The following is a 21,094-nucleotide window of genomic DNA, read 5'->3' as shown; positions in this document are numbered from 1 at the left end:
GGGATGGAGGGAGCCACGGGACGGGAGCGGTCCGCCGCCATCGCGGCGGCGATCGCCTGCATCACCCTCGTCGGCATCGGCCTGAGCCTGTCCGTGCCTCTTCTCTCGCTCGAGATGGAGCGCATGGGGGTATCCAAGGTCTGGATCGGCGCCAACACCGCCGTCGCAGGGCTTGCCAGCATCGTCGTGGTCCCGTTCGTGCCGCGGCTCGCCGCACGTGTCGGCGTCCTGCCCATGCTCGTGGCCGCGGTACTGACGCTCACGCTCGTCCTGCCGCTCTTCAAGGTCTTCCCGTCCTTTCCTCTCTGGTTTCCGCTCCGCTTCGTGTTCGCGGCCTCGCTCGGGGTGCTGTTCGTCCTCTCCGAGTACTGGATCAACGCCGCGGCCCCGCCTGCGCGGCGGGGCTTCGTCATGGGGATCTACGCGACGGTGCTGTCGCTCGGTTTCGTGATCGGCCCGGCCCTGCTCAGCCTCGTCGGCACCTCGGGCTGGCCGCCCTACCTGATTGGCGCCGTCCTCTTCCTCGTAGGCCTCGTGCCGCTCATGGCGGCGCGGGGGGTATCGCCCGCGATCGAGAGGGGCGGCCGGCGGACGATCCTGTCGTTCCTGCTCGCGGCCCCTGCGGCGACCCTCGCGGCCTTGGTCTTCGGCATGGTGGAAACCGGCTGCTTCGCGCTGCTGCCGATCTACGGACTGGCGAACGGTTTCGACCCGGAGGGCGCCGCCTTCCTGGTGGGCGTGCTCTCCATCGGAAGCGTCGTCCTGCAGGTGCCCATCGGGGTGCTCTCGGACCGCGCCGACCGGCGCCTCGTCCTCCTGGGCATCGCCGCCCTCGGGCTTGCCGGCGCCCTTCTCATCCCCGTCGCGATGCAGCGGACGGCGTTGCTCTATCCGTTGCTCGTGGTCTGGGGTGGCGTGGTCGGGGGGCTCTATACGGTGGGGCTGGCGCATCTGGGAGCCCGCTTCCACGGCGCCGAGCTCGCGACCGCCAACGCGGCTTTCGTTGTCCTCTACAATGTGGGCCTCGTCGCCGGGCCGCCCGTCGTCGGCCTCTTCATGGACGCGAGCCGGGACGGATTCGCTATGCGACAGCCCTGTTTCTCGCCACCTATCTCGCGATCGTCCTGACGCGCATGCGGGCTTGACGCAATGAGCCCGATGGGGCATCTGTCGCCCAGGTTTTGAGGCCGGGCACGCCCGGCCCTTTCTCGTTTGGCGGCAGTCGCCGCGCCTGCTCAAGAGGGTTCCAGCGATGGCCAAGGCCAACACGATCAAGATCCGCCTCGTCTCGACCGCCGACACCGGCTACTTCTATGTGACGAAGAAGAACTCCCGCACGATGACGGAGAAGATGTCCGTCAAGAAGTACGACCCCGTCGCGCGCAAGCACGTCGAGTTCAAGGAAGCCAAGATCAAGTGAGCCTATCGGGCTCGAGCCTGGTTCAGCTCCATGGAAACCGCCTCAGCGATGGGGCGGTTTTTTCATGTCTGCGTGCCCCGTTGGACCAGCCGGAGCCCGCACGAGGCGAGCCGCGCGGGCCTGGACATCGACCGCCCGAGGGCCCACCTCTGCGTCATGTCCCCTGCCCTTCTCCTCGGCGCCGTCCTCCTCGCCGCCACGCCCGTCCAGGCGGAGCGGACCGTCGGCACGCTGCGTGATCTCGGGCCGGCGCTGACGGCGTGCTGGCGGGCGCCGCCGGAGACCGACGGGTCGGAGGTGACGGTGCGCTTCAGCCTCAAGCGCGACGGGTCGCTGCTGGGCCAGCCGCGGATCACCTATTCGAAGCTCGTGGGCGATTCCGGGCGCCAGCGGGCCTTTGTGTCGGCCGCCCTCGGCGCCCTGGCGGAATGCCTGCCCGTGCGGCTCTCGGAGAGCCTCGGCGGCACCATTGCCGGGCGGCCGCTCACCATCCGGTTCGGGGCTCGCGGCGGGGTCACGGCGCAGCAGGACTCCTACATTCCGCTCGGCGGCTATTACGACGAATGAACGGGGGCGCTCCGCCCCGAACGGCTCACAGGACCGTGCCGCCGGCTCCCGGTGCCGTGCGCTCCAGGGCACGGCCGAACCCCTTCTGGCCCACCACCCGGCCGTTCTCTGCGACTACCTCGCCGCGGGCGACGGTCATCACGGGCCAGCCTGTCACCGCGAAGCCCTCCCACGGCGTGTAGTCGGCGCCGTGGTGGAGGATCTCCTGGCGGATCGTCTCGCGCCGGTTGGGGTCCCACAGCGCGATGTCGGCGTCGAAGCCAACGGCGATGGAGCCCTTGCGCGGGTAGAGGCCGTAGATCCGAGCGTGGTTCGTGGAGGTGAGCGCCACGAAGCGCTGGAGGCTGATCCGCCCCGTCGACACCCCTTCCGAGAACAGGATGGGCAGCCGGGTCTCCACTCCCGGGATGCCGTTCGGCACCCAGCGGAAGGACGAGCGGCCCTTCGGCGTGAGCTTGCCCGCCGGATCGTCAAAGCGGAACGGGCAATGGTCCGAGGAGAAGGTGTCGAACACTCCCTGCTCCAGCCCTTCCCAGATCGCAGCCTGGCTCGCCGCGTCCCGAGGCGGAGGCGAGCAGACATATTTGGCGCCGCTCATGTCCATGTCGACGGCCTGGAGATCGTCGGCCGTGAGCGTGATGTATTGCGGGCAGGTCTCGGCATGGACCTTGAGGCCCCGCGACCGTGCCCAGCGGATCTGCTCCATGGCTTCCTTGCCGGAGACGTGCACGATCATGATCGGCACGTCGACGAGCTCGGCATGGGAGATGGCCCGGTGCGTCGCCTCGCGCTCCACGATCTCGGGGCGGGAGACCGCGTGGTAGTAGGGCGCGGTCCTTCCCTCGCGCTCGAGCCGCTCGGTCATGAAACGGATCGCGTCGTAGCCCTCCGCATGGACCATGACGAGGGCCCCCTCGCGCCGTGCCACGTCGAACACGTCGAGGAGTTGGCGGTCGTTGAGAACAAGGTCGTCGTAGGTCATGAAGACCTTGAAGGACGAATAGCCGCTCTTCAGCAGCGCCGGCAGCTCCTGGCCCAGCACCTCCGGCGTGGGGTCGGAGACGATGAGATGGAAGGCGACGTCGATATGGCAGGCCCCGTCGGCCAGGCGGACATAGTCGTCGACGCAGGCCCTGAGCGACATCCCGCGCTGCTGGAGCGCGAAGGGCATGATGCAGGTGTTGCCGCCGGCGGCGGCGGACGCGGTGGCCGAGGCGAAATCGTCCGCCATGACGATCCCCGGCCCGGAGGGCTGGCTCACATGGACGTGACTGTCGATTCCGCCGGGAAGGACGAGCAGGCCCGACGCGTCGATCTCCCGCGCGGCGCCCTCGACACGATCGGCCACCGCCACGATGCGCCCGGCGCGGATGCCGACATCGGCGCGGAACACGTCGGACGCGGTGGCGACGGTGCCGCCCCGGATGGCAAGATCGTAGTCAGGCATGGGCTGTCCTCCGGGGCATGCGCGGCGCTTCCGCAAAGCGGGAGTCGCCCGCCGCATGATACCGATCCAGACGCCCTGTCCCAGCGTTCCGCGCACGTATGATCGCGAATTCGCCGGACCCGGCCCGGTCAGCCCGTGTGGAGGAGGTGCAGCGCGTAGAAGCCGTCGGGATCGAGCCAGGTGCGCCGCGTGGTCCAGCCGGCACGGGCGCTGAGCTCCCCGAAGGCGTCGGCGCTCATCTTGTAAGACATGTCGGTGTGGATGCTCTCGCCCTCGGCGACGATCACCGGGTGCCCCGCGACATGATAGGTCGCGGCGCGGGTCGCCGTCAGGTAGGCCTCCACCCGGGGCGGGTCGCGCTCGATGCGGACCTCGTGCCGGAAGCCGTCGAGGTCGAAGTCGGCGCCGAGCTCGCGGTTCATGCGCTTGAGCAGGTTGAGGTGCAGGGCCGGCATGAGCCCGTCGGCGTCGCCATAGGCGCGGCGCAGGGTGGCCTCGTCGTGGTTCGGGTCATGCCCGAGCAGGAGCCAGCCCCGGCCGATCGTCGCGTGAACGCGCTTCAGGAACGCGACCACGCCCTCGGGCGCGAAGTTGCCGATGGTCGAGCCCGGGAAAAAGCCGAGAACCGGCGTGCCGTCGGTGTCGCTCGGGAGCGCGATAGGCTGGGTATAGTCGGCCACGATGGGCTGGACCGCCACGGACGGGTAGTCGGCCGCGACCCGCTTCGTCGCGGCGTCGAGATACTCGGCCGAGATGTCGATGGCGATGTAGCGGGCGGGGCGGTCCATGGCGTCGAGGAGCACGCGCACCTTGCGGCTCGCGCCCGAGCCGTACTCGACGAGGGCGGCGCCGGCTCCCACGATTCCGGCCACCTCGGGGGCGGCGGCCGTGAGCAGCGTCATCTCGCGTCTGGTCAGGTAATAGTCCCGGGTGCCGCAGATCCGGTCGAAAAGGTCGGACCCGGTCTCGTCCCACAGGTAGATCCCAGGAAGCGCCTTCGAGGGCCGCGACAGGCCTGCCAGAACGTCGTTGAGAAAGCGGGACGCGGCGGGGGCACTGACGATCGGGTGCTTGGCGAGCATGTCGGGCGGCTCCGGCGTGCGAGGGCACTCGACAACGCCTAAGCTCGGCAAGGGATTGCGGCCCACCCTGGACGGATTGCCGCGGCCTCTACAACGCCAAAGGCCGCCCCGGCGTGAACCGGGGCGGCCTTCGGACGAGGTGGCCGGTCGGGCGTGGGTATGAGGAGGCCATGCTCCACGCCCGGACCGGCCGAGCCCACGAAACCCAGGAGATGCGGCGGACCTGAGCATCGGTGGGCATCACTGGCGGGGTCCGTTTCCGAGCCCCGCCCGATGAGATCAACGTAACGTTACGCCGGCCCAAAGCAATGGCTTCGGGCCGGCCGGCGCCGTTCATCACTCGTCAAGGTTAAGCGTTAGGATTGCGGCGCCTGGAGTCAAGGGTGAACCCTGCGGCAGGTCGGCTTCTCGCGCCCGCGAATCTATGCGGCGGCTGCGACGACTCGGTTCCGGCCGTCGCTCTTCGCCCGGTACAAGGCCTCGTCCGCGCGCTTGAGAACCTCGCCGGCGTTCTGGTCGTTCGCCTGCCGCGCCGCGACCCCGATGGAGACCGTGACGTTGAGCGTGCGGGTGCCGCGATGGATCGCGAAGGGCTCGCACTCCACGCGCTCGCGGATGCGCTCGGCCACGAGCTGCCCGCCGTCCAGGGCGGTGTCGGGCATCACCACGACGATCTCCTCGCCGCCGAAGCGCGCCACCACGTCGATTCCGCGGGTGTTGGCGCGGACGCGGGTCGCGAACTCGCGCAGCACCTCGTCGCCCGCGTCGTGGCCCCAGGTGTCGTTCACGCTCTTGAAGCGGTCGACGTCCAGGACGAGCACGGAAAGCTGGCGCCCCCGCATGGAGGCTTCGTCGAAGAGCGCCGAGAGATGGCTGTCGAGGTAGCGCCGGTTGTGCAGGCCCGTGAGCGCGTCGGTGACGGCAAGCTCCAGGGAGGCCTGAACGCTCTCGCGCAGCCGCTCGCCGAAGCGTTTGCGGCGCACCTGCGTGCGCACTCGGGCGACGAGCTCGTTGCGGTCCACGGGACGGACCAGGAAGTCGTGCACGCCGATGTCGAGCCCCCGCAGGATCCGGGTCCGGTCCTCCGCCTCGGCGATCATGAGCACGGCGACGTGCCGCGTGCGCTCGAGCGAACGGATCTGGCTGCACAGGCGCAGGCCGTCGTAGCCCTGCAGATCGAGGTTCACGATCACGAGATCGAACGAAGCCTCCGTCACGCGCAGGAGCGCGTGGTTCGGATCCGTCTCGACCTGGACTGCGTGGAACGGCGACAGCGCGGATTGCAGGCGCTCGTGGGAGCTCGCCCGGTCGTCCACGATGAGAATTGATGCGTTCTGCCCCGTCTCGGCGGTGGCGGCGAGCAGCGGATCGCCGATTCCGTAATCGCGGGACGCGAGCGCCCGGGTGCGAAGCTCGTCGGTGACGGATTTCAGGCGCACGAGGCTGCGGACGCGGGCCATGAGGGCCGTGTCGTCCACAGGTTTCGTGAGGAAGTCGTCGGCGCCGACGTCGAGGCCCTTCAGGCGGTCGCTCGGCTGATCGAGCGCGGTCACCATCACGACCGGCAGATGGGCCGTCGTGGGCGACGCCTTGAGGCGTCGGCAGACCTCGAAGCCGTCTATGCCGGGCATCATCACGTCCAGGAGGACGATGTCGCACAAGCCTTGCTCGCAGATCTCGATGGCGTCCGGGCCGTTCATGGCCGTGACGACGTCGAAATATTCGGCCGTGAGCTTGGTTTCGAGAAGCTTGACGTTAGGGAAGATGTCGTCGACGACAAGGATGCGAGCCGGCATGGAGAGGGCTTCCCTTAGGCGGCGCCGACATAGGTGCGGACGGTTTCGAGGAACTTGGCGACGGAGATCGGCTTCGAGAGGTAGGCCTCGCAGCCGCCCTCGCGGATGCGCTCCTCGTCACCCTTCATGGCGAAGGCGGTGACGGCCACCACGGGGATGGCGCGCAGCTCGTCGTCCTCCTTGAGCCACTTGGTGACCTCGAGCCCCGAGACCTCGGGGAGCTGGATGTCCATGAGGATCAGGTCCGGGCGGTGCTCGCGGGCAAGCTCGATCGCCTCGATCCCGTTGGCGGTCTTGAGGGTCGCGTAGCCGTGCGCCTCCAACAGGTCGTTGAAGAGCTTCATGTTGAGCTCGTTGTCCTCGACAATGAGCACTGTCTTCTTCATGGCTACCGTCCCATTGCCCCGGCTGCCCTTGCGCGGGTACTTCACCCGGACGCCGTCCCAATCCATGATCACCTTAGACGGGACCTGTTGACGAATGGCAAATCGCACCTTCCAGAAGCCGACGCAATTTACGGATCCTGAAAGCCTCGCAATCGAAGCGCTTGGCTTTCTCGCCGGCGAGCCGCAGCGGCTCATGCGTTTCCTCAACCTGACGGGGCTGGAGCCCGAGAACGTGCGCGACGCGGCGCGCTCGCCGGGCTTCCTCGCCGCCGTCCTCGACTATGTGGCGGGCGACGAGACGCTGCTCGTCGCATGCTCGCAAGCCCTCGACCGGACGCCGGAGACGATCGTGGCGGCCCAGCGCGCGCTCTCGCCGACGCGCTCCGAGCCGTGACCGGCGGAGCCGCGCCGCTGTGCCGGGACTGCCTCCGCTTCGCGGCGGCGGCGGCCCGGCGCTGCGCGGCCTGCGGCTCCCCGCGCCTCCTCGCCCACCCCGAGCGCGACCGGCTCGCCATCGCCCATGTCGATTGCGACGCGTTCTACGCGGCGGTGGAGAAGCGAGACGATCCGTCGCTGCGGGACCGGCCCGTGATCGTCGGCGGCGGACGGCGCGGCGTCGCCGCCACCTGCTGCTACGTGGCGCGCACCTACGGGGTGCGCTCCGCCATGCCGATGTTCAAGGCGCTGGAGGCCTGCCCCGACGCGGTGGTGATTCGGCCCGATATGGAGAAGTACAAGCAGGTCGGCCGCGAGATCCGGACCCGCATGCTCGACCTGACGCCCCTCGTCGAGCCCCTCTCCATCGACCAGGCGTTCCTCGATCTGAACGGGACGGACCGCCTCCACGGTGCGAGCCCCGCCTTGACCCTCGCCCGCTTCGCGCGAGCGGTCGAGCACGAGGTCGGCGTGACGGTGTCGGTGGGGCTCGCGCCCAACAAGTTCCTCGCGAAGATCGCCTCGGACTTCGACAAGCCGCGGGGCTTCTCGATCATCGGGCAGCAGGAGGCGGCGGCGTTCCTCGGCGACAAGCCCGTCGGCATCCTGCCCGGCATCGGCGCAGCCGCCGGGGCTCGGCTCGCGCAGGCTGGCATCACTCTCGTGCGCCACCTCCTCGGGCGTCCCCTGGCCGACCTCTACCGCGTCGCCGGCTCGGACGCGCCCCGCCTCGCCCGCCTGGCCCGGGGTGAGGACGACCGGCCCGTGCGGCCCGAACGCGAGACGAAAAGCGTGTCGGCCGAGACCACCTTCGACGAGGACCTGCGCAGCCTGGAGGATCTCGAGCCCATTCTCTGGCGCCTGGCCGAGAAGGTGTCGGCGCGGCTCAAGCGCTCAGGGCTGGCCGGCGGCAGCGTCACGCTCAAGCTGAAGGACACCGGCTTTCGCCTTCGCACCCGCCAGACCTCGGGCCTGCCGCCGACCCAGCTCGCGACCCGCCTCTACGAGCCCGCCCGCGCTCTCCTGCGCGCGGAATGCGACGGCACGGCGTTCCGCCTCATCGGCATCGGCGCTTCTGACCTAACGGATGGTGCGGAGGCGGACCGGGGCGACCTCGCGGACCTAGAGGTGGGCCGGGCAGCGCGCCGCGAGGCCGCGATCGACCGGCTGCGGGAGAGGTTCGGCGACGGCGCGGTGCTGCGGGGGCTGTCCCTGCGGGACCGGCGCCGCTAGTTCCCCCGTGCTATTTCCGGCACTCGCCCGTGCCCGTGGGCTCATAGGCCGTGAGATCGCCCTTGAGGGCGAACTCGCCGTAGTCGAGCCGCAGGGCACGGCTGACGCCGTTCTCGTAGAGCTCGAAGGAGATCACGTAGACGGGCGTGCGCTCGCCGGAGCCAGGCGAGAAATAGCTCAGCGTCACGGGCCAGCGCGCCGTCCTGGTAAGGGACTCGTGCCGGGCCGCCTCCTCGACGGCGGCGCTCGCGCCGGGCTCGATCCGCCGGCCGATCACGGCCAGCGTGTCGTAAACCTTGCGGCCGTCGTCCGAGCCGTCGAACACCCGGACGCTGAGGCTCGTCTGCCCGGCCTTCGCCGCGTCGATCAGGGTCTGGATGTGGGCGGTGGGGAAGATCACCGGGCCGTTCGCCACGAACTTGTCGCGCTCTGGCTGGCGGAGATTCACCTGGAGATCGCCGTTCTGGCGCCGCTCGGCGTCGCCGTCGACCGTGGAGGCCGTCCCGTCGCCGCGGTTCTCGATCCGAAAACGGAGCTCGCGCCCGTCGGCGCTCTCGAAGGTGGCGCTCGCCATGTCCGATGTCCGCTCGCCGGCCTCGCCGCTCTGAAGCTGCGTGACCTGGCGGTATTTCAGGGCATAACCGTCGCATGCGTCGCCCGAGAAATCGAAGGCGATCCGACCTTGCGCGCTCTCGACCGTACGGCTCCCCGTGCTCGAGGTCAGGGCGAGGTCGTATACCGCCCGGTGCGGCACGAGCGGCATCCGGCCGTCCCGGGGACGCTCCTGCGCGGCAAGCGGGCTCGCCGCCAGCAGCAATGCGGCGGCGATCAGGCCGGAAATGCGGCGTTGCGACATCGGGCATCCTCTACGCAGGTTCGGCCTCCCCGACATAGGCTCAAGCCGCGGCGGCTGCAACGACCGCTCTTGCCGCGCGTCGAGCGATGGGCCAGAACGCCCCGTCCTGCAGGGAGCACCCCAGATGAGCGCCGTCGACACCAAGCTCGCCGAACTCGGCATCACGCTGCCCAAGGCCGCCGCGCCGGTCGCGGACTACGTCCCGTTCGTGCGCACCGGCAACCTCATCGTGATCTCGGGCCAGATCTGCCTCGGTCCCGACGGCAAGCTCAGCCCCGCCCACACGGGCAAGCTCGGCGCGGAGATCTCGCCGGAGGCCGGACGCGAGGCCGCCCGCCTGTGCGCCATCAACCTTCTGGCCCAGCTCAAGGCCGCCGTCGGGGATCTCGACCGGGTGGTGCGCTGCGTGCGCCTGGGCGGCTTCATCAACGTGGTGCCGACTTTCGCGGCGGTGGCGCAGGTGATGAACGGCGCCTCCGATCTCATGGTCGACGTGCTGGGCGAGGCAGGGCGCCATGCCCGCTCCACCATCGGCGTCGCGGAGCTGCCCCTCGACGCCGCCGTCGAGGTCGAAGGGATGTTCGAGGTCCGATGAGCGCGCCCGACTGGCTGGTCGCCCAGCCCATCGCCCACCGGGGCCTGCATGAGCGGAGCCGGGGCGTCATCGAGAACACGATCACGGCCGTGCGGGCGGCGATCGCGCACGGCTTCGCCATCGAGTGCGACGTGCAGGACTCGTCGGACGGCGAGGCCATGATCTTCCACGACTACACGCTGGAGCGCCTCACCGGGGAGAGCGGCGCGGTGCGCGAGCGGCGCGCCGACGCGCTCGCCGCCATCGCGATCTCCGGCAGCACCTCCGACCGGATCCCGACGCTTGCCACCTTTCTCGACGAGATCGCCGGTCGCGTGCCCCTCGTGGTTGAGATCAAGAGCCGCTACGACGGCGACATGACCCTGACCCGGCGCACGGTGGAGATCGTTTCGGCCCATCCCGGGCCCGTGGCGATCAAGACGTTCGATCCGGCGGTCCTGGCGGAGGTCCGGCGCCTCGCGCCGGGGATCCCGCGCGGCATCGTGGCGGAGGCTCACTACGAGCATCCCGATTGGCGGCGCCTCACGCCGAAGATGAAGCACGCCATGGCCAACCTGCTCCACTTCGCCGAGACGGAGCCGGACTTCGTGTCCTGGCGCGTCGCCGACCTGCCTCACGCGGCGCCTCATCTGAGCCGCCTCCTCGGCCGGCGACCCGTCATGACCTGGACCGTCCGCACCGACGAGGACCGGCGTCGCGCGGCCGAGCACGCGGACCAGATGGTGTTCGAGGGGTTCGTGCCCTGACGGGCTGAAGCGGTGACGCAGCCGGGATCCGTTCCGGGGTCGGCTGCGTACCTCCATCAGGTTTCAGACACCCGGACGGACGATGTGCCCGAAAGCCTCCTGAAGGTCGCCACCGCCATCAAAGCCGTTCCGGCCGATCAGTGGGACGCCTGCGCGAACCCCGCCCGGGACGACCCACCGGCCGGCGAGGAGACCTTCAACCCGTTCGTGTCGCACGCCTTCCTGTCCTCCCTCGAGGAGGCGGGCTGCGCCGCGCCGAAGGCCGGGTGGACGCCCGTCCACGTGCTCCTGGAGACCGACGGCCGGCTCGACGCCGCGGTGCCGGCCTATGTGAAAACGAACTCGCAGGGCGAGTACGTGTTCGACCATGCCTGGGCCGACGCCTACGAGCGCGCGGGCGGGCGCTATTATCCGAAGATCCAGGTGTCGGCGCCCTTCACGCCGGTGACGGGCCCGCGCCTCCTGATCCGCCCCGGGGTGGAGCCCGTCGCCGCGACGGAGCGCCTGGTGGCGGGCCTGCGGGCACTGCGCGAGCAGGTGAACGCCTCCTCGATCCATTGCACGTTCTGCCGCGAGCCCGAATGGGAACGGCTTGCGGATGCGGGGTTCCTGAAGCGCACCGACCAGCAGTTCCACTGGATCAACGAAGGCTACGGCTCGTTCGACGACTTCCTCGGGGCGCTCGCCTCCCGCAAGCGCAAGGCGATCCGCCGCGAGCGCCGGGATGCATTGGGCACGGGCATCAATATCGAGTGGGTCACGGGCGCGGACATCCGCGAGGAGCACTGGGACGCCTTCTTCGCCTTCTATATGGACACCGGCTCGCGCAAGTGGGGGCGGCCCTACCTGAACCGACGCTTCTTCGCCCTGATCGGCGAGCGCATGGCGGATCGCGTCCTGCTCGTCATGGCCAAGAAGGGGGAGCGCTACATCGCGGGCGCGATCAACTTCATCGGCGATGCGGCGCTCTACGGGCGCAACTGGGGCTGCGTCGAGGACCATCCGTTCCTGCATTTCGAGGTCTGTTACTACCAGGCCATCGACTTCGCGATCGCGCGCGGCCTCGCGCGGGTGGAGGCAGGGGCGCAAGGGGAGCACAAGCTCGCCCGCGGCTATCGCCCGGCCTTCACCTATTCGGCGCACGACATCGCCGACCCGAGCCTGAGGCGGGCGGTGGCGGCGTATCTGCGCCAGGAGCGATCCTATGTGGAGGCCGCCGCCGAGGAGCTCGGCGAGGCCGCCCCGTTCCGCCGCGGGGAGCCCGCCCCCTAGACGGGCGCCGTGGCGCGCGGCACAAAAGCCCGCGACAGATCCCCGGAGGCCACGATGGCTGGTTACGATCCCGACAACGTGTTCGCGAAGATCCTGCGCGGGGACCTTCCCTGTCACCGGGTCTACCAGGACGAGCGGACCCTCGCCTTCATGGACATCATGCCCCGGGCGGACGGGCACGTGCTCGTCATCCCCAAGGAGCCGGCGCGGACGATCCTCGACGTCAGCCCCGAGGGTCTGGCCGCCACCATCGCGAGCGTCCAGCGGGTCGCCCGTGCCGTGAAGGCCGCGATGGGCGCAGACGGGCTCACGATCCAGCAGTTCAACGAGAGCGCCGGCGGCCAAGTCGTCTTCCACCTGCACTTCCACATCATCCCCCGCATGGAGGGCGTTGCCATGCGCCCGCATTCGGGAGCGATGGCCCCGAACGACAGGCTCGCGGAGCTTGCCCAGACGATCTCTCGTGCGATAATCTGAAACTCAGTTTCTATCGGTTGTTATATGATTTTGAGTTATATATCCCTATATAAGATTATCTGCTACGTGATTTCTATATTCTGATTGAATGTCTTATCCGCCCAGAGTAGATAGGAGGAAGTAGGCACGTTGTGTCATACGATAAGCTCTGCGGCGAGCTGATGGGCGAGGATGGGTTAGGAGGCGGATTATGACGGATTGGGCCAGCTGGAAGGACGGTACGAAGTCGTACGGTGAATTCACGGATCTGTTCCTGCAGCACGCCGGCAACGACCGCGAGATGGACAAGACCGAGTTCGAGGGCTTCATGAAGGCTCTCGGCGTGAAGGATGGGTCGTTCGAGGCCGTTCCTAAGAAGGACGACGGCAAGACCATCAACCTGTCCGAGCTCGTGGCCCGCATGGACACGGTCGACCGCCGCGACAAGGGCGATACTGACGGCGTCTTCATGCGTTCCGAGCTCGACGCCTTCTTCAAGGCCGACGACAAGGGCGGCGGCTCGGGCAGCCTCAAGTTCGCGGACGTGAACAAGGATAAGGACGGCATCAATTCGATGTTCATCTCCAAGGACGAGCTCAAGTTCGCGGTGATGAAGTACGACACCAACGGCGACAACAAGCTCGACGGCGACGAGGTCAAGGCGCTCGCCAAGGCGACCGGCGCCGACGCCAGCAAGCTCGCGGGCTATGCGGGCTGCGACGGCTACCTCGACGGCAGCGACCTCGACGCAGCGTTCGGCAGCGTCGACAAGGCGTCGGGCGGCGACGACGACGGCCAGCTCAACGCCGACGAGCTCAACACCTTCTTCGGCATTAGCAAGGCGGGCGACGCCCCCGGGGCCGGCGGCACCGGCTTCAATTTCGCCTCTGTCGACGCGAACGGCGACAAGTCCGTGACGGGTGGCGAGATCTACACGAAGCTCTCGGCCCTCAGCTCGCCCGGCGACGACAAGGCGTGGCAGGGCGACGAGATCAAGGATCTCGCTTCGAAGAGCGGCATCAGCCTCGACGTGCTGACCAAGACGGCCGGCACGGACGGCTATCTCGACGAGACCGATATCACCAACGCCGTCAAGGCGCAGGACAGCGACGGCGCCCTCGACGAGGCGGGCTTCAACGCGCTGTTCGGGCTCGGCAACGGCGGGACCGGCACCGGCACGACGACGCCGACCTTCAAGTTCTCGGACATCAACAAGGACAAGGACGGCATCAACTCGATGCTGATCTCGAAGAGCGAGCTGAAGGACTTCCTCGCCGCCACGAAGACCGACGGCGGCGACGGCAAGTGGCAGGGCGACGAGATCAAGGACCTTGCCAAGGCGCTGGGCGTCGACGTGAACACGCTGACCGCCATGGCCGGCACCGACGGCTATCTCGACAGCGCCGACATCGACGCCGGATTCAGCAAGATCGACAAGGCGAGCGGTGGCGACGACGACGGGCAGCTGAACGCGGACGAGCTGAACAGCTTCTTCGGCATCAGCAAGGCCGGCGGTGGCTCCGGCACGGGAGCCGCCTTCTCTTTCGGCTCGGTGGACGCGAACGGCAATAAGTCCGTCAACACGGACGAGATCTTCACCAAGATGGCGGCGATCAGCCCGCCCGGCGACGACAACGCCTGGCAGGGCGACGAGATCAAGGACCTGTCCTCCAAGAGCGGCCTGAGCCTCGACGTCCTGACGAAGATGGCCGGCACCGACGGGTATCTCGACAAGGCCGACATCGACAAGGCGGTGAAGGCGCAGGACAGCGACGGCGAGCTGGACGAAGCGGGCTTCAACACCCTCTTCGGGATCAACAACGGCGGTAACGGCGGCGGGAGCAACTACACCAATACGGGCCTCGCCTTCACCGACGTGAACAAGGACAAGAGCGGCATCGAGTCGATGTTCGCCTCCACCGGCGAGGTGTTCGATTTCCTGATCGCCACCAACACCCATGGCGGCGACTACGTCTGGGAGGGCGACCAGGAGATGAAGGCCCTGTCCGACGCGCTGAAGATCGACGTCTCGCTGCTCAAGGCGGCGGCAGGCGACGACAACAAGCTCGACGCCAAGGACGTCGCCGACCTGGTGGCCAAGGTCGACGGGAAGAACGGCGACGGCAGCCTCAACGCCGATCAGCTAAAGACCCTGTTCAAGGCGAGCTGAGCCGGGCTGACGCCCTCTGCGAACGAGAAAAGGCCGGGTCTCGCACCCGGCCTTTTCCATGTCGGCATGACGGTCGATGCACCCGAGATCAGGCAGGGCGCGCCTTCGCGATGGCGTCGAAGGCCTTCAGCTCGGCGAGGAGCGGCTCCAGCTCCGACAGGGGCACCATGTTGGGGCCGTCGGACGGCGCGCGGTCGGGGTCGCCATGGGTCTCGATGAAGAGGCCCGCCACGCCGACCGCCACGGCCGCGCGCGCCAGCACGGGCACGAACTCCCGCTGGCCGCCCGAGGAGGTGCCCTTGCCGCCGGGCTGCTGCACCGAATGGGTGGCGTCGAACACGACGGGAGCGCCCGTGGTCGCCGCCATGATCGGCAGGGACCGCATGTCCGACACGAGCGTGTTGTAGCCGAAGGATACCCCGCGCTCGGTGGCGAGCACGTTCGGGTTGCCGGCCCCCGTGACCTTGGCGACTACGTTCGCCATGTCCCAGGGGGCCAGGAACTGCCCCTTCTTCACGTTCACCACGCGTCCCGTGGTGGCGGCCGCGACGAGAAGGTCCGTCTGGCGGCAGAGGAAGGCCGGGATCTGGAGAATGTCGACCACCTCGGCGGCCGGCCCGCATTGCTCGGCCTCGTGGACGTCCGTGAGCACGGGGAGTCCGAACCGCTCCTTCACCTCGGCGAAGATCGCGAGCGCCTTCGCGAGACCGAGCCCACGCGCCGCGGCGCCGGACGTCCGGTTCGCCTTGTCGAAGGACGACTTGTAGACGAGGCCCATCCCGAGGCGGCCGGCGATCTCGCTAAGCGCCGCCGCCATCTCGAGCGCGTGCTCGCGGCTCTCCATGGCGCAGGGCCCGGCGATGAGGCTCAAGGGCAGCCGGTTGCCGAAGCGAACGGAGCCCGCGGAGACGATGGGGTTGGCAGTGCTTGTCATGGGCGACGGGTTAGCGCGGAAGGCGCCGCCTGTCACCTCGGGGCTATTCCGCTCGACGGTCAGGCCTCGATGGCGTGAGGCAGGAAGCGGGAGCGATTCGTGGTGATCGGCCCCTCGCTCTCCCGGATGCAGAGGCCAGCGGGCTCCTCGCCCACGAGCCATGAGCCGATCACCGCGAAGCCGCCGCTGCCGTGCGCCAGGCGGGCAAGCCCCTGCCGGACGAACCCCTCCCCGCCGTACGGCCCCTCGTCGCGCTGGAGCACGGCGGCGTCGCGCACGAGCAGCACGTTCGCGCCCTCGCGGGAATAGAGCGGCTTCCTGGCGAAGCTCGGCCCGAGCGAGGCCTTGCGGGGATCGCTCTCGAAGTACGAGGGGAGCAGGTTGGGATGATTCGGCGCCATCTCCCACAAAAGCGGCAGGATGCCCTTGTTGGAGAGCACCGCCTTCCAGGGCGGCTCGAGGAAGCGGCATCCGGAACCGGCGATCGCGCCCGCATAGGCGTCAGCGAACATCCACTCCCACGGGTAGAGCTTGAACAGGAGCCGGATCGCGCCCCGGCCGTCCGCGAAGCTGCCGTCGTCCCGCAGCGCGATCTCGCCGATATCGACGAAGCGGGTGCGAAGCCCCGCCTGGAGAGCGCAATCCTCGACATAGGCCACGGTCCCGCGATCCTCGGGCGCATCCGAAAGGCAGGTGAGATGGAGCAGGCTGCCCCCGCCGAGGCGGGCGAGCGTGGCGACGAGCCGATCGTGGACGGAGTTGAACTGGTCGGTCCCGGGCGGCAGGTCGCCGGACGCCAGGAGATCCTCGAGCCAAGACCACTGGAAATAGCCCGTCTCGTAGAGCGCGGTCGGCGTGTCGGCGTTGTATTCCAGGAGCTTTGCCGGACCCGTCCCGTCATAGGCGAGATCGAAACGGCCATAGAGGGAAGCGTCGCCCCGCCTCCAGCTCTCCGCGACCGCGTCCCACGCGATCGGCGGGATGGCGAGCCGCGTCAGGAGCCGCTCGTCGCCGACGACCCGATCGACGAGCTCCCGGCAGAGGGCGTGCAGATCGGCCGTGGCGGCCTCGATATCCGTCTCGATCTCGTCAAGCGAGAACGCCCAATAGGCGCTCTCGTCCCAGTAGGCCTCGCCGTCCAGGGTGTGAAAGCCGAACCCGGCGGCGGCGGCCCGCTCGCGCCAGTCGGGCCGCTCGGCGCCCGCGATCCGTCGCATCGGCTTACGTACCCGACGAGGTGGCGACCGCCCGCCCCGTGGAGCCGAAGCCGCCGCGGCTCACGATCTGGGGGCGGCTCGGCATCGAGCGCACTTCGCTTACCGGCACCCGCGTCACACCCGCGGCACCCGGCGAGCGCACGATCGTGCCGGAACTCGTCCGGTAGGTGCCGCCGCTGCTCATCCCGCGGCTGGCGCTTCCACCGCCTCCTCCCCCACCGCCGGAGGCCTGCTCCTCGCGCGGGGGCGGGGCCAAGCCCGCGCCGTAGAGCGGGCGGGCGCCGAGCCCTTGCGCAAGGTTGCGGGCCATCATGTAGCCGACCATCGTCGGGATGAAGTACGACCCCGCGCCGACGCCCGCGCCGCTCTCGCAGCGCCCGCGACCGTGCTGCGTCTCGCAGTCGGAAAGCGCCTCGTAGCGCGGCGCCGTGCGGGCGTGCTCGGCTTTCGCCTGCGCGAGACCCGCGCGGCAGTCCTCGGCGCTGCGCTGCCCCATCCGGGCGCATTCGGCGTCGCTGCCATAGGTGACCACCTCGTCCTCGCGCTGCGAGGGATCGACGCGGCCCAGGGCCCAGGCGGTCGCGCCGACCCCGGCGAGCATGACGAGCGAGACCACGCGGGAGCGCTTCATGCCAGGCTCCTAGTAGGTCATGCAGGCGGCGTTCAGGACGCCGGCCGCGAGCGATGCCGCGCCGAGAAAGAGCGCCGAGGCCACCTCCCCGGCCGCGATCCGCTCGGAGAGGTTCGGCACCACGAGGCGCACGAGCCAGTAGACCACGATCTGGACCACGAGGGCGACAAGCCCCCAGACCACCGCGTCCAGGATGTTGGCCGAGTGCACGATGGCGCTCGCGAGCGGCAAGGCGAAGCCAAGAAGGCTCAATCCGAGGGCCAGCGCCGCCGCGACGCCGTTCGCACGAACGAGGGCGAACTCGTTATGCGCGGTCGTCAGCGTATAGACCCCGAGATAGGTCACCACGAGGCCGACGGCCACCGCGAAATAAAGAGCGAACGCCGGCAGGCCGGCAATCGAGTTGACCATCATTCTTGCCCCGAAGCTCTTCTTCTCTCAGAGCTTAAGGGCGGCGGCAGCAAAAATCGACTCCCGACCCGTCAGGATGCGGCGCGCTCGGGATCGAGGTCCGACAGGCTCTGCTCGAAGGCGATGGCAACGCCATGCGCGGCGCTCGCCGGCACCACGATCCGCGAGCCGATGCGCTGATGCGGCACGCCTCCGGAGAGGTGCCGGGCGACGCGGTCGATGTCGCCGACGGTGACCGTGTAGGCGCACAGGGCAGGCGCGTCGGCGGTCTCGACGGAGCCGTACAGCTCCGCGGCGTCGTCGGGGGTCAGCACGTCGAGGCGACCGCGGGAGAGCGGGAACGAGAGATCGCGCCCGGTCCCGGTTGCTTCCGCCCCGGTGAAGGCGCGCAGGAAGTCCTCGTGACGGGCTGGGTCGCCGGCGGCGAGGACCACGGCGGAGATGCCGAGCGCACCATTCCGATGCGTCTGGAAGGCCGGGTTCCAGAAGTTCTCCGGATGATGCTGCTGGCAGACGAAGAAGCCCGCGTGCGGGGCGGCCTCGTCCCGGGCGAAGGCGAGGGTGAAGGCCACCTCCACCTCCGTCCCGTCCGGCCGCCGGCCCCGGCGCTCGAAGGAGAAGGGCTCGAAATCGCCGATTCCGGCCGCCTTGAACACTCCGGCGTCCGCCTGCCCGTCGGCGCTGTCGAGCACCAGCATGGAGAAGCCCTCCCGCCGGGCAAGCGCGTCGCAGACGAAGGCGCCGAACGAGAAGCGGCGCGGCTCGTGCCCCGGGGGCTCGCCCTCGGACCCCTTCGTGATCAGCTCGATGAAGGAGCCGTCGAACTGGACGAGCCGGTTCTCAGTGCCCCAGGGGTGCCGGTTGCGGGCGCCGACCTGGAAGCCCATGGCCTCGTAGAGACGCGCTCCGGCGTCGAGATCACGGATGCCGACGACGAGATGATCGATGCCACGGGTCATGGATTGGTTCTTCCCCTCCGCGCGCCCTATACGATTCGCAGGCCTGCGCCGAGCGGGGCTAACGCTTGAAGGCCCAGCTCAGTGCCTGCTGGTCGACGAGGCGGAAGCCGCCGCCGACGAGCGCCGAGACGATGGCTCCCGTCGGCCCGGCGCCGAGCTCGGGCGTATGGATCTCGACGATCAGGGTGCGCACGCAGTCCGGCACGGGGCGGGCGAGGATCGCAGCCTCGGCGCCCTCGATGTCCATGAGAACGGCGCTCGGTTGGTGCGTCTCGCAGAGCCGGGCGAAGCCGATGGCCGGAACCCGCACGGCCCCCGCCCCCGTCCCCAGGCGCGAGTACCAGAAGTCGGGCGACACCTCGAAGGCGACCGCCGCGTCGGGGTAATCGTCCGGGACCGCCGCCGCGTTCACGATCTCAGCCGTTCCGCCGTTGAGGGCGACCTGGGTCCCGATCACCCCGTGAAGCGCCTCGTTCGCCTCCACGACAGCCACGGGACGCCCGGTGAGCTTCGCCCCGAGCGCCGCCGCGACGCCGATGCCGCCGCCCACGACCATCAGCCGTTCGCCCGCGCCTACATGCCGGGCGAGGAGCTCCAGGTCGGAGGTCTCGTAGTCGTCGACGGCGAGAAGGTAGAGAATCTTCGGGCCGACCTCAGCCGGCGCCTCGACCAGGAGGTCGAAGGCGGGAAGCCGCAGCCGCACGGGGCCCGCAAGCCGCTCGACGAGGGCCGCGATCCCGGCGATGCGCTCGGCATCGCCCGGCAGGTCCTCCGGGTAGACCGCGAGACCGCGCTTGCGGTGCGCTTTCCGGCGCTCGTCGATGGGCATCATGGGCGCTTCCCCGCAGGCGTCAGACGAGACGGCTCTGCACCATCGCCGCTTCGATGAAGCTCGCGAAGAGCGGGTGCGGCTCGAAGGGGCGCGACTTCAGCTCGGGGTGGTACTGGACGCCGATGAACCACGGGTGGTCCGGATACTCGATCGTTTCCGGCAGGATGCCGTCCGGCGACACGCCGGCAAAGGACAGGCCGCGGGGCTCGAGGCGGTCGCGATAGGCGAAGTTCACCTCGTAGCGGTGGCGGTGGCGCTCGGAAATCTCCGTCGAGCCGTAGATCGCGGCGATCTTGCTGCCGGGCTCGAAGCGGGTCGCGTAGGCGCCGAGGCGCATCGTCCCGCCGAGATCCCCCTCGGCCGAACGGCGCTCCAGCTCGTTGCCGCGCAGCCACTCGGTGAGGAGGCCCACCACGGGCTCGGAGGTCGGGCCGAACTCGGTGGAGTTCGCGTCCTCGACGCCGGCAAGGTTCCGGGCCGCCTCGATCACGGCCATCTGCATGCCGAAGCAGATGCCGAAATACGGGATCTTCTTCTCGCGGGCATAGCGCGCCGCGCGGATCTTGCCCTCGGCGCCACGCTGCCCGAAGCCGCCGGGCACCAGGATGCCGTGAACGTTCTCCAGGAATGGCGCCGGGTCCTCGCTCTCGAACACCTCGGACTCGATCCAGTCGAGGTTCACCTTCACCCGATTGGCGATGCCGCCGTGGGTGAGCGCCTCGATGAGCGACTTGTAGGCGTCCTTGAGGCCCGTGTACTTGCCGACGATCGCGATCGTGACCTCGCCTTCGGGGTTCTTCACCCGGTCGGCGATGGTTTCCCATCGCACGAGGCTCGGGGCGGGCGCGTCGGTGATGCCGAACGCCGCCAGAACCTCGTCGTCGAGCCCCTCGGCATGGTAAGACAGCGGCACCTCGTAGATGGTGCCCACGTCGCGCGCCTCGATCACCGCCGTCTCGCGCACGTTGCAGAACTGCGCGAGCTTACGCCGCTCCTCCTTCGGGATCGGCCGGTCGCAGCGGCAGAGCAGGATGTCGGGCTGGATGCCGATGGAGCGCAGCTCGGCGACCGAGTGCTGCGTGGGCTTGGTTTTCAGCTCGCCCGCGGACGGGATATAGGGCAGCAGCGTCAGGTGCACGTAGAGGCACTGGCCGCGGGGCAGCTCCTGGCCGAGCTGGCGGATCGCCTCGAAGAAGGGCAGGCCCTCGATGTCGCCCACCGTGCCGCCGATCTCGACGAGCACGAAGTCGTAGCCCTCGTTCCCTTTCAGGACGAAGTCCTTGATGGCGTTCGTGACGTGCGGGATGACCTGGATCGTGGCGCCGAGATAATCCCCGCGCCGCTCCTTGGTGATGATGTCGAGGTAGATCCGGCCCGTCGTGATGTTGTCGTGCTTCGTGGCGGGCACGCCCGTGAAGCGCTCGTAGTGACCCAGATCGAGGTCCGTCTCGGCCCCATCGTCGGTGACGAAGACCTCGCCGTGCTGATACGGGCTCATCGTGCCCGGGTCGACGTTGAGGTAGGGGTCGAGCTTGCGCAGGCGGACCTTGTAGCCCCGCGACTGAAGAAGGGCGCCGAGGGCCGCGGACGCAAGCCCCTTGCCCAGCGAGGACACCACGCCGCCGGTGATGAAAACGTACCGCGTCATG

At 69.0% G+C, this 21,094-nt stretch carries 22 protein-coding genes; 10 read left to right on the top strand and 12 right to left on the bottom strand.

The features are described 5' to 3' along the window. Positions 1–3: 3 nt before the first annotated feature. From F0L46_RS01520 to F0L46_RS01510, 3 genes are all read left to right on the top strand, one after another. Positions 4–1,128 (top strand): MFS transporter, encoded by a 1,125-nt coding sequence (locus F0L46_RS01520; RefSeq protein ID WP_149815270.1) that lies wholly within the window; start codon positions 4–6, stop codon positions 1,126–1,128. Positions 1,129–1,252: 124 nt separating this feature from the next. Then, the gene (rpmG, locus tag F0L46_RS01515; protein ID WP_149815269.1) at positions 1,253–1,420 is read left to right on the top strand and encodes a 50S ribosomal protein L33; all 168 of its coding nucleotides are present in this window, start codon (positions 1,253–1,255) and stop codon (positions 1,418–1,420) included. A 156-nt stretch (positions 1,421–1,576) separates the two neighbouring features. Then, positions 1,577–1,987 (top strand): UCP034077 family protein, encoded by a 411-nt coding sequence (locus F0L46_RS01510; protein ID WP_149815268.1) that lies wholly within the window; start codon positions 1,577–1,579, stop codon positions 1,985–1,987. A gap of 25 nt (positions 1,988–2,012) precedes the next feature. Here the strand turns inward: F0L46_RS01510 and hydA are convergent, their stop codons facing one another. The 4 genes from hydA to F0L46_RS01490 all read right to left on the bottom strand — a co-directional run bounded on the left by hydA (position 2,013) and on the right by F0L46_RS01490 (position 6,698). Next, positions 2,013–3,434, bottom strand: coding sequence for a dihydropyrimidinase (gene hydA / locus F0L46_RS01505; RefSeq protein ID WP_149815267.1), 1,422 nt, complete (start codon positions 3,432–3,434; stop codon positions 2,013–2,015). 128 nt (positions 3,435–3,562) lie between these two features. Further along, the gene (gene egtD / locus F0L46_RS01500; RefSeq protein WP_149815266.1) at positions 3,563–4,516 is read right to left on the bottom strand and encodes an L-histidine N(alpha)-methyltransferase; all 954 of its coding nucleotides are present in this window, start codon (positions 4,514–4,516) and stop codon (positions 3,563–3,565) included. 422 nt (positions 4,517–4,938) lie between these two features. After that, positions 4,939–6,312 (bottom strand): PleD family two-component system response regulator, encoded by a 1,374-nt coding sequence (locus F0L46_RS01495; RefSeq protein ID WP_149815265.1) that lies wholly within the window; start codon positions 6,310–6,312, stop codon positions 4,939–4,941. Between the two features lie 14 nt (positions 6,313–6,326). Then, positions 6,327–6,698, bottom strand: coding sequence for a response regulator (locus F0L46_RS01490; protein ID WP_149815264.1), 372 nt, complete (start codon positions 6,696–6,698; stop codon positions 6,327–6,329). 94 nt (positions 6,699–6,792) lie between these two features. Here F0L46_RS01490 and F0L46_RS01485 point away from each other — a divergent pair, with 94 nt between their 5' ends. After that, complete coding sequence (locus F0L46_RS01485) at positions 6,793–7,092, top strand: DUF3572 domain-containing protein (RefSeq protein ID WP_149815263.1); 300 nt, start codon at positions 6,793–6,795, stop codon at positions 7,090–7,092. Continuing rightward, the gene (locus F0L46_RS01480) at positions 7,089–8,366 is read left to right on the top strand and encodes a DNA polymerase IV (RefSeq protein WP_240539807.1); all 1,278 of its coding nucleotides are present in this window, start codon (positions 7,089–7,091) and stop codon (positions 8,364–8,366) included. Before F0L46_RS01485 ends, F0L46_RS01480 begins: the two co-directional genes overlap by 4 nt. 10 nt (positions 8,367–8,376) lie before the next feature. Here F0L46_RS01480 and F0L46_RS01475 read toward each other — a convergent pair whose 3' ends face one another. Then, positions 8,377–9,222, bottom strand: coding sequence for a cell envelope integrity EipB family protein (locus F0L46_RS01475; RefSeq protein ID WP_149815261.1), 846 nt, complete (start codon positions 9,220–9,222; stop codon positions 8,377–8,379). A gap of 124 nt (positions 9,223–9,346) precedes the next feature. On the opposite strand from F0L46_RS01475, the gene F0L46_RS01470 reads away from it, so the two are divergent. The 5 genes from F0L46_RS01470 (at position 9,347) to F0L46_RS01450 (ending at position 14,461) form a co-directional block, all read left to right on the top strand. Then, the gene (locus tag F0L46_RS01470; RefSeq protein ID WP_149815260.1) at positions 9,347–9,817 is read left to right on the top strand and encodes a RidA family protein; all 471 of its coding nucleotides are present in this window, start codon (positions 9,347–9,349) and stop codon (positions 9,815–9,817) included. Further along, the gene (locus F0L46_RS01465) at positions 9,814–10,563 is read left to right on the top strand and encodes a glycerophosphodiester phosphodiesterase family protein (protein ID WP_149815259.1); all 750 of its coding nucleotides are present in this window, start codon (positions 9,814–9,816) and stop codon (positions 10,561–10,563) included. Before F0L46_RS01470 ends, F0L46_RS01465 begins: the two co-directional genes overlap by 4 nt. Positions 10,564–10,647: 84 nt before the next feature. Then, positions 10,648–11,835 (top strand): GNAT family N-acetyltransferase, encoded by a 1,188-nt coding sequence (locus F0L46_RS01460; protein WP_149815258.1) that lies wholly within the window; start codon positions 10,648–10,650, stop codon positions 11,833–11,835. A 54-nt stretch (positions 11,836–11,889) separates the two neighbouring features. After that, positions 11,890–12,312: an HIT family protein gene (locus F0L46_RS01455; RefSeq protein ID WP_149815257.1), complete on the top strand. Its 423-nt coding sequence runs from the start codon at positions 11,890–11,892 to the stop codon at positions 12,310–12,312. 190 nt (positions 12,313–12,502) lie between these two features. Then, on the top strand, positions 12,503–14,461 hold the full coding sequence (locus F0L46_RS01450) for an EF-hand domain-containing protein (RefSeq protein ID WP_149815256.1): 1,959 nt from the start codon (positions 12,503–12,505) through the stop codon (positions 14,459–14,461). 88 nt (positions 14,462–14,549) lie between these two features. On the opposite strand, the gene kdsA is transcribed toward F0L46_RS01450, so the two are convergent. From kdsA to pyrG, 7 genes are all read right to left on the bottom strand, one after another. Further along, positions 14,550–15,395 carry a 3-deoxy-8-phosphooctulonate synthase gene (gene kdsA, locus F0L46_RS01445; RefSeq protein ID WP_149815255.1) on the bottom strand — a complete coding sequence of 282 codons (846 nt, stop codon included), beginning with the start codon at positions 15,393–15,395 and terminating at the stop codon, positions 14,550–14,552. 59 nt (positions 15,396–15,454) lie between these two features. Further along, entirely contained in the window at positions 15,455–16,612 is a 1,158-nt protein-coding gene (locus tag F0L46_RS01440) for a glutathionylspermidine synthase family protein (RefSeq protein ID WP_149815254.1), read from the bottom strand. Positions 16,613–16,616: 4 nt separating this feature from the next. Beyond that, entirely contained in the window at positions 16,617–17,243 is a 627-nt protein-coding gene (locus tag F0L46_RS01435) for a DUF1190 domain-containing protein (protein ID WP_149815253.1), read from the bottom strand. 9 nt (positions 17,244–17,252) lie between these two features. Next, entirely contained in the window at positions 17,253–17,657 is a 405-nt protein-coding gene (locus F0L46_RS01430; RefSeq protein ID WP_149815252.1) for a DUF350 domain-containing protein, read from the bottom strand. 68 nt (positions 17,658–17,725) lie between these two features. Next, positions 17,726–18,613 carry a VOC family protein gene (locus F0L46_RS01425; protein ID WP_149815251.1) on the bottom strand — a complete coding sequence of 296 codons (888 nt, stop codon included), beginning with the start codon at positions 18,611–18,613 and terminating at the stop codon, positions 17,726–17,728. Between the two features lie 58 nt (positions 18,614–18,671). Beyond that, entirely contained in the window at positions 18,672–19,445 is a 774-nt protein-coding gene (locus tag F0L46_RS01420; RefSeq protein ID WP_149815250.1) for a class I SAM-dependent methyltransferase, read from the bottom strand. A 19-nt stretch (positions 19,446–19,464) separates the two neighbouring features. Beyond that, complete coding sequence (gene pyrG / locus F0L46_RS01415; RefSeq protein ID WP_149815249.1) at positions 19,465–21,093, bottom strand: CTP synthase; 1,629 nt, start codon at positions 21,091–21,093, stop codon at positions 19,465–19,467. Position 21,094 lies beyond the last annotated feature (1 nt).

The sequence above is a fragment of the Salinarimonas soli genome, assembly GCF_008386575.1.
Classification (GTDB): Bacteria; Pseudomonadota; Alphaproteobacteria; order Rhizobiales; family Beijerinckiaceae; genus Salinarimonas_A; species Salinarimonas_A soli.
The sequence above is the reverse complement of the archived record's forward strand: the minus strand, read 5'-3'. Positions and strand labels throughout refer to the sequence as shown.

Excerpts from the sequence above, each read along its gene's own strand:
- F0L46_RS01475 (WP_149815261.1), bottom strand. The coding sequence starts at position 9,222 with ATGTCGCAACGCCGCATTTCCGGCCTGATCGCCGCCGCATTGCTGCTG.
- rpmG (WP_149815269.1), top strand. The coding sequence starts at position 1,253 with ATGGCCAAGGCCAACACGATCAAGATCCGCCTCGTCTCGACCGCCGAC.
- F0L46_RS01425 (WP_149815251.1), bottom strand. The coding sequence starts at position 18,613 with ATGACCCGTGGCATCGATCATCTCGTCGTCGGCATCCGTGATCTCGAC.
- F0L46_RS01510 (WP_149815268.1), top strand. The coding sequence starts at position 1,577 with ATGTCCCCTGCCCTTCTCCTCGGCGCCGTCCTCCTCGCCGCCACGCCC.
- kdsA (WP_149815255.1), bottom strand. The coding sequence starts at position 15,395 with ATGACAAGCACTGCCAACCCCATCGTCTCCGCGGGCTCCGTTCGCTTC.
- F0L46_RS01495 (WP_149815265.1), bottom strand. The coding sequence starts at position 6,312 with ATGCCGGCTCGCATCCTTGTCGTCGACGACATCTTCCCTAACGTCAAG.
- F0L46_RS01450 (WP_149815256.1), top strand. The coding sequence starts at position 12,503 with ATGACGGATTGGGCCAGCTGGAAGGACGGTACGAAGTCGTACGGTGAA.
- F0L46_RS01455 (WP_149815257.1), top strand. The coding sequence starts at position 11,890 with ATGGCTGGTTACGATCCCGACAACGTGTTCGCGAAGATCCTGCGCGGG.
- F0L46_RS01435 (WP_149815253.1), bottom strand. The coding sequence starts at position 17,243 with ATGAAGCGCTCCCGCGTGGTCTCGCTCGTCATGCTCGCCGGGGTCGGC.
- F0L46_RS01490 (WP_149815264.1), bottom strand. The coding sequence starts at position 6,698 with ATGAAGAAGACAGTGCTCATTGTCGAGGACAACGAGCTCAACATGAAG.
- F0L46_RS01420 (WP_149815250.1), bottom strand. The coding sequence starts at position 19,445 with ATGATGCCCATCGACGAGCGCCGGAAAGCGCACCGCAAGCGCGGTCTC.
- F0L46_RS01520 (WP_149815270.1), top strand. The coding sequence starts at position 4 with ATGGAGGGAGCCACGGGACGGGAGCGGTCCGCCGCCATCGCGGCGGCG.
- hydA (WP_149815267.1), bottom strand. The coding sequence starts at position 3,434 with ATGCCTGACTACGATCTTGCCATCCGGGGCGGCACCGTCGCCACCGCG.
- F0L46_RS01430 (WP_149815252.1), bottom strand. The coding sequence starts at position 17,657 with ATGATGGTCAACTCGATTGCCGGCCTGCCGGCGTTCGCTCTTTATTTC.
- F0L46_RS01465 (WP_149815259.1), top strand. The coding sequence starts at position 9,814 with ATGAGCGCGCCCGACTGGCTGGTCGCCCAGCCCATCGCCCACCGGGGC.
- F0L46_RS01470 (WP_149815260.1), top strand. The coding sequence starts at position 9,347 with ATGAGCGCCGTCGACACCAAGCTCGCCGAACTCGGCATCACGCTGCCC.
- egtD (WP_149815266.1), bottom strand. The coding sequence starts at position 4,516 with ATGCTCGCCAAGCACCCGATCGTCAGTGCCCCCGCCGCGTCCCGCTTT.
- pyrG (WP_149815249.1), bottom strand. The coding sequence starts at position 21,093 with ATGACGCGGTACGTTTTCATCACCGGCGGCGTGGTGTCCTCGCTGGGC.
- F0L46_RS01485 (WP_149815263.1), top strand. The coding sequence starts at position 6,793 with ATGGCAAATCGCACCTTCCAGAAGCCGACGCAATTTACGGATCCTGAA.
- F0L46_RS01440 (WP_149815254.1), bottom strand. The coding sequence starts at position 16,612 with ATGCGACGGATCGCGGGCGCCGAGCGGCCCGACTGGCGCGAGCGGGCC.